This window comes from Mycobacterium sp. E3251 (assembly GCF_001666835.1).
Classification (GTDB): domain Bacteria; phylum Actinomycetota; class Actinomycetes; order Mycobacteriales; family Mycobacteriaceae; genus Mycobacterium.
Genome location: NZ_LZJF01000205.1, coordinates 1 through 10,228, shown reverse-complemented (window position 1 = coordinate 10,228; position 10,228 = coordinate 1). Strand labels below are relative to the sequence as shown.

The 10,228-nt window shown below is 70.6% G+C and carries 10 protein-coding genes and 1 pseudogene; 3 read left to right on the top strand and 8 right to left on the bottom strand.

Features of this window, described 5'->3' with window-relative positions:
* Positions 1-50: 50 nt before the first annotated feature.
* A complete protein-coding gene (locus tag A5697_RS28850; protein ID WP_369806155.1) occupies positions 51-179 on the top strand; it encodes a hypothetical protein in 129 nt (42 codons plus the stop codon).
* Here A5697_RS28850 and A5697_RS26795 read toward each other — a convergent pair.
* From A5697_RS26795 to A5697_RS26775, 5 genes and pseudogenes are all read right to left on the bottom strand, one after another.
* Positions 143-1,006, bottom strand: a pseudogene (locus A5697_RS26795) (DUF222 domain-containing protein); the annotation flags it as partial. The gene A5697_RS28850 and the pseudogene A5697_RS26795 sit on opposite strands and share 37 nt — an antisense overlap.
* Before the next feature lie 17 nt (positions 1,007-1,023).
* Positions 1,024-1,893, bottom strand: coding sequence for a TauD/TfdA family dioxygenase (locus tag A5697_RS26790; RefSeq protein WP_068012769.1), 870 nt, complete (start codon positions 1,891-1,893; stop codon positions 1,024-1,026).
* Positions 1,894-1,987: 94 nt separating this feature from the next.
* Complete coding sequence (locus A5697_RS26785) at positions 1,988-2,848, bottom strand: pseudouridine synthase (protein WP_082953611.1); 861 nt, start codon at positions 2,846-2,848, stop codon at positions 1,988-1,990.
* Entirely contained in the window at positions 2,845-4,599 is a 1,755-nt protein-coding gene (locus A5697_RS26780; protein ID WP_068012765.1) for a glycerol-3-phosphate dehydrogenase/oxidase, read from the bottom strand. The genes A5697_RS26785 and A5697_RS26780 overlap by 4 nt, the downstream gene beginning before the upstream one ends.
* 53 nt (positions 4,600-4,652) lie before the next feature.
* On the bottom strand, positions 4,653-6,068 hold the full coding sequence (locus tag A5697_RS26775; RefSeq protein WP_068012763.1) for an NAD(P)H-quinone dehydrogenase: 1,416 nt from the start codon (positions 6,066-6,068) through the stop codon (positions 4,653-4,655).
* 92 nt (positions 6,069-6,160) lie between these two features.
* On the opposite strand from A5697_RS26775, the gene A5697_RS26770 reads away from it, so the two are divergent.
* Together A5697_RS26770 and A5697_RS26765 are read left to right on the top strand one after the other, a co-directional pair.
* Positions 6,161-6,640: a gamma-glutamylcyclotransferase gene (locus tag A5697_RS26770; protein ID WP_067945835.1), complete on the top strand. Its 480-nt coding sequence runs from the start codon at positions 6,161-6,163 to the stop codon at positions 6,638-6,640.
* Between the two features lie 89 nt (positions 6,641-6,729).
* Positions 6,730-7,548 (top strand): alpha/beta hydrolase, encoded by an 819-nt coding sequence (locus A5697_RS26765; RefSeq protein WP_068012771.1) that lies wholly within the window; start codon positions 6,730-6,732, stop codon positions 7,546-7,548.
* On the opposite strand, the gene A5697_RS26760 is transcribed toward A5697_RS26765, so the two are convergent.
* The 3 genes from A5697_RS26760 to A5697_RS26750 form a co-directional block, all read right to left on the bottom strand.
* Positions 7,545-8,723, bottom strand: a complete 1,179-nt coding sequence (locus tag A5697_RS26760; RefSeq protein ID WP_068012762.1) for an amidohydrolase — start codon at positions 8,721-8,723, stop codon at positions 7,545-7,547. The genes A5697_RS26765 and A5697_RS26760 overlap by 4 nt on opposite strands.
* Entirely contained in the window at positions 8,720-9,901 is a 1,182-nt protein-coding gene (locus A5697_RS26755) for a M20 family metallopeptidase (RefSeq protein WP_068012760.1), read from the bottom strand. Before A5697_RS26755 ends, A5697_RS26760 begins: the two co-directional genes overlap by 4 nt.
* Positions 9,902-9,936: 35 nt before the next feature.
* Positions 9,937-10,228, bottom strand: a 292-nt coding sequence (locus A5697_RS26750) for a cutinase family protein (RefSeq protein WP_156673471.1), incomplete at its 5' end; no start/stop codon positions are given.

Here is a 10,228-nt window from a genome sequence, read left to right as displayed (position 1 = left end):
TCGCCGAACAAGCCGCCCTCGACGGCACCGGCGCGGCGCCGGGCTTCCAGCTGGGCGCCGAAGGACTGATCCCGCCCGAGCTGGTCGCCGAGTTGGCCGCCTCGGCCAAGCTGGTGCCGTTGATCCATCCCGGCGCCGCGCCGGTGCCGTCGAGGGCGGCTTGTTCGGCGATCACGTGAATCACCACCGCACCGGCCGCCGGGCGCGCGCCCGCCGCGCAGTCGGGGCGCCCACACCGACAGCCCAGCCGATCCGCGCCCGCGGCCAACACCCCCAACGCATCGGCACGGCGCTGCTCACGGCTACGCGGATCATGCGCACACACCGTGGCCGCCACCGCGTCCAGTCGCTTCTCGAGTGCGCGGGCATCCGGGCTGAACAGGACCCCCTCGATGCGCGCCAGGCCATCGCCCATATCCCCGATCCACACCTCGCGGCCCGCCGCGCGGTCCCGGCGCCGGCGCACCGCATCGGCATCAGCCTTCGCGACGATTCGGTCAACCTGAGCGGCCAACCGGGCCGGGGTCAGCGATGGCCACCGGGCCACCTGCGCGGCCAACTGCCCATCCACGGCCGCCACCACGTCGCGATCGGTGATCAGATCGGTGCGAAACACCAGCGTCTGCACCATCCGAAAATCGATGTCCCCGGCGGCGAACACCGCCGCCACCCGCGGCAACCGCTCGCGCAGCGCCCGCGCATACCGCACCCGACTGGCCGCCAACCCCTGACCGATCCGCAACTCCGCGGCCACCTCCGCGGCCACCGCCGCCTCGGTGTCCACCGCCCACTCCTCAGTCTCAGTGCACCGCGACAACCGATGAGCAAACAGCTTCCGATCGCCGCCAGCTGCCCGGCCACCGCCCGATTCTCCGCCCGCACACACCCGCCGGCCTCGGCAAGCATCGCCGCCGACTCCTCCGTCCGCGACGGATACCGCCGCTCGAAGTGCTCGTCGAACGCGGCAAGCACCTCCGGCGACGAAACCCTGGTATCGAACATACATTCGATTATGGCACCAGGCTACGACAACCGCATGGTCTCCAGCCCGTCCGCGGCCGTCGCGGAAATGGTGCTCCGAACCATGAAGCGCGGCTGCCTCGCCGGCCACGGCCGGCCGCGATGCATGACGGCGCGGTTGTCCCACATCACCACGTCGCCCTCGCGCCATGAGTGCACATAGCGGGCCTCACGGGCAACCGCCGCCTCCGTCAGGTCGGCGATCAGCTCCCGTGCCGCCTCTTGCTCCATGCCTTCGATCGCGTACGCGTGCGAGGCCAGATACAGCGCCTTGCGGCCATTGGCCGGGTTTCGCCACACCAGACGCCAGCATTGCGGCGGCAGCGCCGCACGCTCGGCCGGGCCGGCGAGGTCGGCCGCGATCTTGCCGCGCGAATAGGCGTACTCGTGCCAGGCGAAGCAATCTTCCAGCCGCCGTTGCAACGCGGGATCGAGGCGTTCGAAGGCGAGGCGGGTGGAGACATACTCGGTCTCACCTCCCTGCCCCGGAATGACGCGCGACGACAACACCGAAGCGAGCGCCGGCACGCGCTTGAACGAGCTGTCGGTATGCCAGAGCTGGTTGGCCTTGTTCTCGAGGGCAAGTCGGTGGCCTTCGGGCACGACGTTGCCCGCCTCGTCGAGGGTCTTGAGGATCACGAGGTTGGTGCCATGACCCTCCGAACCGACCTTGGTGACCTCGAGGGGGCCGAAGCGGCGGGAGAAGGCAAGCTGCGCTTCATCGGTGACGTCCTGATCGCGGAACACCAGGACTGAGTGCTCCTCGAACGCTGCCCGTACCGCCGCGTACGCGGCCTCCGATGCCGCGACGTCCTGGATGCTGACTCCGCATATTTCCGCCGCGAAGCCCAGGCCCGACGGCACGATTTCCATCGGCGCCTCCGTAGCGTTCGAGGATTCAGTACGACTGTCCACCTAGAACGAGCGCCCGGCAAGCCATCGGCGTCCGACAAACCGTCCGACAAAATCAGCCCAGCGATCGCCGGCTGACGAATTCGCGGCGGACTCCTGTCACCGGATCGTCGAATTCGATGCGCTGCGCCAGCAGCCGCAGCGGCGTGCTGAAGTCATCGGCCGGCACGTCAATGATGTTGGGGTACAACGGGTCTCCGTAGATAGGCACGCCAAGGGCGGCCATGTGCACGCGCAGCTGGTGGGTGCGCCCGGTGCGCGGGGTCAGCCGGTATAGGCCCTCCGGGGCAAGGAGTTCCACCAGCGTTTCCGCGTTGGGCGCTCCGGGTTCGCAGACGGCCTGCAAAACCCCGCGCCGCTTGATGATTCGGCTGCGCACCACGCGCGGCAACACCAGTGCCGGGTCCACGGCGGCGCGCGCCAGATACGTCTTGCGCACCAACCCGCGCGAGAACAGCGTCTGGTAAGCGCCGCGCACCTCGCGGCGCGCGGTAAACAGCAGTACGCCCGCGGTCAGCCGATCCAGCCGATGCGCCGGGCTCAGCTCCGGCAGGCCCAGCTCCCGGCGCAGCCGCACCAGCGCCGTCTGAGCCACGTGCCTGCCGCGGGGCATGGTGGCCAGAAAGTGCGGCTTGTCGACGACCACGATGTCGGCGTCGCGATGAAGCACCGGAATGTCGAAGGGCACCGGAACTTCATCAGGCAGCTCCCGGTAGAGAAACACGTGTGATCCGGCGGGCAGCTCCGTGGCCTCGTCGACCACTGCACCGTCGGCGTCGACCACCTCCCCGGCCAGCACCTTCGACCGCGCCGGCGCGCCGAACCGCTCGGTCAGCTCGGCCAGGACCGGTCCGCCGCGCAGCCGCACCCGCGCCGGGCCGAGCCCGTCGCGCACGGGAAGCGGCGCGGGCCTCAATTCAACGGCACCGGCTCGAGGATCTCGGCGCGCGCCTCCGGGGCGCTCGCCCGCAGCTCGTCCGCCGACACGTCGTCGGGCTGGGCCTGCGACAAGATCTCGGCCTCCACCCGCGCGGAGTAGTTCGAGACCTCACGCTCGACGTCCGCGGCACTCCACCCCAGCACGGGCGCGACCACGTCGGCCACCTCGCGGGCGCAGTCGACGCCCCGGTGCGAGTACTCGATCGAGATGCGCATCCGGCGGGCCAGGATGTCCTCCAGGTGCAGCGCGCCCTCGGCGGTGACGGCGTAAAGGGCCTCCACCTTCAGGTAGCCCGGCGCCTCCTTGATTGGGCTGAGCAGGTCGACGTTTCCGGCGGCCAGACCCAGCACGTCGCCGATCAGCGAACCGTAGCGGTCCAGCAGGTGCCGCACCCGGTACGGATGCAAACCCTGCAGCGCCGCAACGTGTTCGGCCTGATTCACCAGGGCGAAGTAACCGTCGGCGCCCAGCAGGCTGACCTTCTCGGTGATCGAGGGCGCCACGCGGGCCGGGACGAACTGGGCCGCGGCGTCGATCGCATCGGCGGCCATCACCCGATAAGTGGTGTACTTGCCGCCGGCGATGGCCACCAATCCCGGCGCGGGCACCGCCACGGCGTGCTCGCGCGACAGCTTGGAGGTCTCCTCGCTCTCGCCGGCCAGCAGCGGCCGCAGCCCCGCGTACACGCCGTCGATGTCGGCGTGGGTCAGCGGGATGGCCAGCACGGTGTTGACCGTCTGCAGGATGTAATCGATGTCGGCCTTCGTGGCGGCGGGGTGGGCCAGGTCCAGGTTCCAGTCGGTGTCGGTGGTGCCGATGATCCAGTGGCTGCCCCACGGGATGACGAACATCACCGACTTCTCGGTGCGCAGGATGATGGCGACGTCGCTGACGATGCGGTCGCGCGGCACCACCACGTGCACGCCCTTGGATGCGCGCACCTGAAATCGCCCGCGCTGCTTGGACAATGCCTGGATCTCGTCGGTCCACACGCCGGTCGCATTGACGACGACGTGGCCGCGGACTTCGGTGATCGACCCGTCCTCGGAGTCGCGGACCCGCACGCCGGTCACCCGGTCGCCCTCGCGCAGCATGGCGACCACCTGGGTGGAGGTTCGCACCACGGCGCCGTAGTGGGCGGCGGTGCGCGCGACGGTCATGGTGTGCCGGGCGTCGTCGACGACGGTGTCGTAGTAGCGGATTCCGCCGATCAGGGCGCTGCGTTTGAGGCCCGGGCTCAACCGCAACGCGCCTGCGCGGGTCAAATGCTTCTGCGCGGGAACGGATTTCGCGCCACCCATCCGGTCGTAGAGGAAGATGCCTGCGGCGATGTACGGCCGCTCCCACACGCGGTTGGTCAGCGGAAACAAGAACGGCATCGGCTTGACCAGATGCGGCGCCAGGGTGGTCAGCGACAGCTCCCGCTCGTAGAGCGCCTCACGCACCAGCCCGAACTCCAGCTGTTCGAGATACCGCAACCCGCCGTGAAACATCTTCGACGACCGGCTGGACGTGCCCGACGCGAAATCGCGCGCCTCGACCAGCGCCACCTTGAGCCCGCGGGTGGCGGCATCCAGCGCACAACCCGAGCCCACCACGCCGCCGCCGATGACGACGACGTCGAACTGCTCGGTGCCGAGCCGCTCCCAGGCCACCTCGCGATGTTGCGGTCCCAGCACGGACGCCGGCGAGCCGAGCTCGGTGGGCGCGTGGATCGGATCGGTCACGGCAGAGGACTCCTCACCGGGTTACTCGTCAGTAGGACGGTGTCGAACCCAGGCTAGTCGAGATCGTCGTGCGCCATCAGCCGACGAGCGGCCTCGGTGATCGAACCGGACAACGACGGGTAAACGGCGAGCGTCTGCGCCAGCTCGGTAACGGTGATGCGGTTCTGGACGGCGACGGCGATCGGCAGGATCAGCTCGGAGGCGATGGGAGCCACCACCACGCCGCCGATCACCACGCCGGTGGACTTCCGGCAGAACATCTTCACGAATCCCTGTTGCAGCCCGGACATCTTGGCCCGCGCGTTGGTGCGCAGCGGCAGCATGATCGTGCGGGCCGACACCGATCCGTCGTCGATCATCGTTTGCGGCACCCCGACGGCCGCGATCTCCGGCCGGGTGAACACCGTCGCCGCCACCGTGCGCAACCGGATGGGGCTGACGCCCTCGCCCAGCGCGTGATACATCGCGATGCGGCCCTGCATGGCGGCCACCGACGCCAACGGCAGCAGGCCCGTGCAGTCACCGGCGGCGTAGATGCCGGCCACCGAGGTCCGCGACACCCGGTCCACGGTCAGGTAGCCGCCGCGGCCCAGCTCGATGCCGACGCGGTCCAGGCCGAGGCCGCCGGTGTTGGGCACCGACCCGATGGTCATCAGCGCGTGGCTGCCCTCGACGGTGCGCCCGTCCGCGAGGGTGACCAGCACGCCGTCCCCCGTGCGGGTCACCGATTGGGCGCGGGCGTTCTTGACCAGCTCGACGCCCCGCTCGGAGAACGCCTCTTCCAGGACCAACGCGGCGTCGGCGTCCTCGTAGGGCAGCACCCGGTCCCGGCTGGCGACCACCGTCACCGGCACGCCCAGCTCGGTGTAGGCGTGCACGAACTCGGCTCCGGTGACGCCCGACCCGACCACGATGAGGTGTTCGGGCAGCGCCTCCAGGTTGTAGAGCTGCCGCCAGGTCAGGATCCGCTCGCCGTCGGGCTGCGCGGAAGGCAGGACCCGGGGGCTGGCGCCCGTCGCGATCAGCACGACGTCGGCCTCGAACTCGCTGGTGGTGCCGTCGGGGGCGGTCGCCCTGATGCGGTGGCAGGCCAGTCCCGGCGTGGGGTCGATGAGCTCGCCGCGCCCGGCGACCACGTGCACGCCCATGCCGAGCAGCTGGTCGGTGATGTCGGCCGACTGCTCGGTGGCGAGCTGCTTGACCCGGGCATGGATCTGCGGCAGCGAGATCTTGGCGTCGTCGATGTCGATGTCGAAGCCGAGCCGCGGCGCCCTGCGCAACTCGGTGCGCAACCAGGTCGAGGCGATGAACGTCTTGGACGGCACGCAGTCGTCCAGCACGGCCGCGCCGCCGATCCCGTCGGAGTCGATCACCGTGACGTGGGTGGTGTCGGGATGTGAGGTCGCCGCCACCAGCGCAGCTTCGTAACCGGCCGGGCCTCCACCGAGGATCACGATGCGGGTCGCCACAGCCCCAACCTAGCGGGGCGACCCGCCCGCTTGCAGCCCGGCGAAGCGCTTCAGAGAAGACCGCCCGCGCCTGTGACGTCTAAGCTTTCCCCGTGCCGCTCTACGCCGCCTACGGGTCGAACATGGATCCTGAGCAGATGCTCAAGCGCGCACCCCATTCGCCGATGGCCGGAACGGGCTGGTTACACGGGTGGCGCCTGACGTTCGGGGGCGAGGACATCGGCTGGGAAGGCGCGCTGGCCACCGTCGTCGAGGATCCGAATTCCAAGGTGTTCGTCGTCCTGTACGACATGACCCCGGCCGACGAGAACAACCTCGACCGGTGGGAGGGCTCGGAGTTCGGGGTGCACAAGAAGATCCGCTGCCGGGTGGAGCGCATCTCGTCGGACACCAGCACCGATCCCGTGCTGGCGTGGCTGTATGTGCTGGACGCCTGGGAGGGCGGGCTGCCGTCCGCGCGATATCTCGGCGTGATGGCCGACGCGGCCGAAATCGCCGGAGCGCCAGCCGATTACGTGCACAACCTGCGGACCAGGCCGGCCCACAACATCGGCCCGGGAACGAGCTCCTAGGGCCCGTGTCGATTCTCTCCACGCCGGTGGTCGCCGACGCGCTGGCGCGTACGTTCGCCGCCGTCGTCAACCCGGCCCCCAAGGCCGCCGTGCGCTTCCAGGAATTGCCCGGCCGGACCACCGAGGTCACCATCGGAGCCCGGCACGGTCCCGTAGCGGCGACCGTCTACCACCCGCCGGCCGGCACGGCGAACCCGCCCGTCTACGTCAACGTGCACGGCGGGGGTTTCGTGGTCGGGCACCCCGAACAAGACGATCCGTGGTGCCGATACCTCGCCGCGAACGCGGGCGTGGTGGTGATCAACCCGGACTATGTGCTGGCGCCGCGTCACCGCTTTCCCGCGGCGCCGCACCAGGTCTACGACATCGTGTGCTGGGCGGCCTCCCCCGACCGCGACTGGGACGGCGGCAGGCTGTGCGTCGGCGGCCAGAGCGCGGGCGGCAGCCTCAGCGCGGCGGCGGCGCGGCTGGCGCTGGAGAACGGCGGGCCACGCATCGCGTTGCAGGTGCTGCACTACGCGCCCCTGGACCTGGTGACGCCCGCCCGCGAGAAGCGCTCGACGATCGGCCGCCGGGCGGTGCTCAAACCTTGGATGGGCGAGGTGTTCGACACCGCCTACGTGCCCGATCCGGCACAGCGGCGCGACCGCCTGGCCTCTCCCGCCTGGGGCGGCAACGCCGACGGAATCGCGGGTATCGCACCGGCGCTGGTCGTGACGGCCGAACACGATCGGCTTCGCGACGAAGCCCGCAGATACGCCGAAAAGCTCGATGCCGCAGGGGCATTGGTGGAGTATCACGAGGTGGCCGACGTCGACCACGGCTACAACATCATGAGCGCGGCGACCGACGTCACCCGGCGAACCTACGCACACATCGCCGAGCACGTCGTGCGCGCCACAAGCTAGGGCAGCGAGAACGCGGCCGACTGCTCGACGATGTTGACCATCACGCGCAGCCCGATCGCCAGGGCGCGCTCGTCGAGGTCGAACGTCGGCTGGTGCAGATCCAGCTGCGGCCCCTGGCCCGACCAGACGCCCAGGCGCGCCATCGCACCGGGAATCTCCTCGAGGTACCAGGAGAAGTCCTCGCCCCCGCCGGACTGGCGGGTGTCGGCCAGCGCGTCCGGGCCGATGGCCTCGATCGCGTGGGTGAGGATGCGGGTCGAGACGTCCTCATTGACCACCGGCGGCACGCCGCGCCGGTATTGCAGCGTGTGGTCGATGCCCAGCGGTGCCAGCAGCGCCGACACGGTCTCGCGGATGATCTCCTCGAGGCCCACCCAGGTCTGCCGGCTCGCGGTGCGCACGGTGCCGCCCAGCACCCCGCTCTGCGGGATGGCGTTGGCGGCCACCCCCGCGTTGACCGCACCCCACACCAGCACGGTGCCGTTGCGCGGGTCGATGCGGCGGGACAACACCCCGGGCACCCCGGTGATCAGCGTGCCGAGCCCGTAGACCAGGTCGGCGGTCAGGTGCGGACGGGACGTGTGGCCGCCCGGCGAGTGCAGGGTGATCTCGATCTGATCGGCCGCCGAGGTGATCGGGCCGTGCCGGACCGCGACCTGGCCGACCTCCAACCGCGGGTCGCAGTGCAGGGCGAAGATCCGCGCCACCCCGCTGATCGCGCCCGCGGCAATGGCGTCGATCGCGCCGCCGGGCATCAGCTCCTCGGCCGCCTGGAAGATCAGCCGCACCCCGACCGGCAGCTCCGGCACCGACGCCAGGGTCAGCGCGGTGCCGAGCAGGATCGCGGTGTGGGCGTCATGGCCGCAGGCGTGCGCGACGTTGGGCATGGTGGAGGTGTAGGGCGCGCCGGTCCGCTCGGCCATGGGCAGCGCGTCCATGTCGGCCCGCAGCGCGATGCGCGGCTCGTGTTCGGGCCCGAGATCGCAGACCAATCCGGTGCCGCCGGGCAGCACCTTGGGGTTGAGCCCGGCGTCGGCCAGCCGTTCGGCGACGAACTGGGTGGTGGCGTACTCCTGGCGGCCCAGCTCGGGGTAGCGGTGGATGTGCCGGCGCCACTCGACCAGGTCGTCGTGGTGGGCGGCCAGCCAGGACGTGGCGGCGTCGGCGAGGCTCATGCGTACGCGCGCCGTTCCTGCGCGGCCAGCACGCGGTCGCGTTCGGCCGGCGCCTGGGCCAGCTGAACCACCGTGCGGGCCAGCATGATCGCGCCCTCGACGACGGCGCGGTCCCCGCTGGGGCTGGCGGCGGCCGTGGCGAACGCGCGCTGGTGCACCGTGGCGCCCCCGGCGTCGACCCCGACCACTGGATGGATCCCCGGCAGCACGTGCGTCACGTTGCCCATGTCGGTGCTGCCCATCGGCAGCGCCGCCTCGACCTCGCGGGCCACCGGCTCGCGGCCGAGCCGGCGCATCTCCTCCCGGAACACGTCGGCCAGCCATTCGTCGGGCCGGAGTTCGTCGTAGGCGGGTGCCGGATTCTCGATCTCGTATTCGCAGCCGGTGGCCAGCGCACCCGCGGCGAAGCACGCGTACATCCTGCCCTCCAGCTGTCTCAGCGACTCCGACTCGAATGCCCGCATCGCATACTCCAGCGTCGCGTGACCCGGGATGACGTTGACCGCCTGTCCCCCGTCGGTGACGATCCCGTGCACGAGCTGGCCCGGGGCCAGCTGCTGCCGCAACAGCCCGACGGCCACCTGCGCGACGGTCACGGCGTCGGCGGCATTGACCCCCAGGTACGGCGCGACGGCGGCATGGGATTCCTTGCCACGGTAGTGCACGGTCGCTTCCGACAGCGCCAGCGATCGGGCCGCGGCGATGTCGGCCGGTCCGGGATGCAGCATCACCGCCGCCGCCACGTCGTCGAACACCCCGGCCCGCAGCAGCAGCGCCTTGCCGCCGCCCATCTCCTCGGCGGGGGTGCCGATCAGCACCACCCGCAGGCCCAGGTCATCGGCCACCTCGGCCAGCGCCAGCGCGGTGCCCACCGCCGACGCTGCGATGATGTTGTGGCCGCAGGCGTGCCCGATCTCCGGCAGCGCGTCGTACTCGGCGCATACCCCGACAGTCAGCGGCCCGCTGCCGAATTCGGCGCGGAAGGCGGTGTCGAGGCCACCCGCGGACGCGGTGATCTCGAAACCGCGTTCGGCGACCAGCGCCTGGGCCTTCGCGCAGCTGCGATGCTCGGCGAACGCCAGCTCGGGCTCGGCGTGGATGGCGTGGGACAGCTCAACCAGGTCGGAACCCCGTCGCCGCACGACATCCTCGACGCTGTCCAATGCGGTGGTGGGCATTCTCGCAGTATCTCACCGCGAGCCAAGGGCCTGAGTTACACCAGTCCGGCGATGAACGACGCCGCCTGCCCGGGGTAGGGCGGGACGCCGTAATCGTGGTGGGCATCCCGGTCCCGACCGCCGACCACGCACACCGGGTCACCGGGGCTGCAGATGTCGATCGCACGGCCGGCGAACTGGCCCGCCGTCGACAGGGGCGTGTTGAACCGGTTGCCGGGATTGCCGAACACGGCCACCGCCCTGACCTTGTTGGCCAGCCCCGGGTCCAGCGCGGGAGCCGATCCGAAGTTACCGATGCGCTCACCCAGCGGCGGCACCCCGGCCAGC

Excerpts from the sequence above, each read along its gene's own strand:
- A5697_RS26790 (WP_068012769.1), bottom strand. The coding sequence starts at position 1,893 with ATGGAAATCGTGCCGTCGGGCCTGGGCTTCGCGGCGGAAATATGCGGA.
- A5697_RS26760 (WP_068012762.1), bottom strand. The coding sequence starts at position 8,723 with ATGAGCCTCGCCGACGCCGCCACGTCCTGGCTGGCCGCCCACCACGAC.
- A5697_RS26755 (WP_068012760.1), bottom strand. The coding sequence starts at position 9,901 with ATGCCCACCACCGCATTGGACAGCGTCGAGGATGTCGTGCGGCGACGG.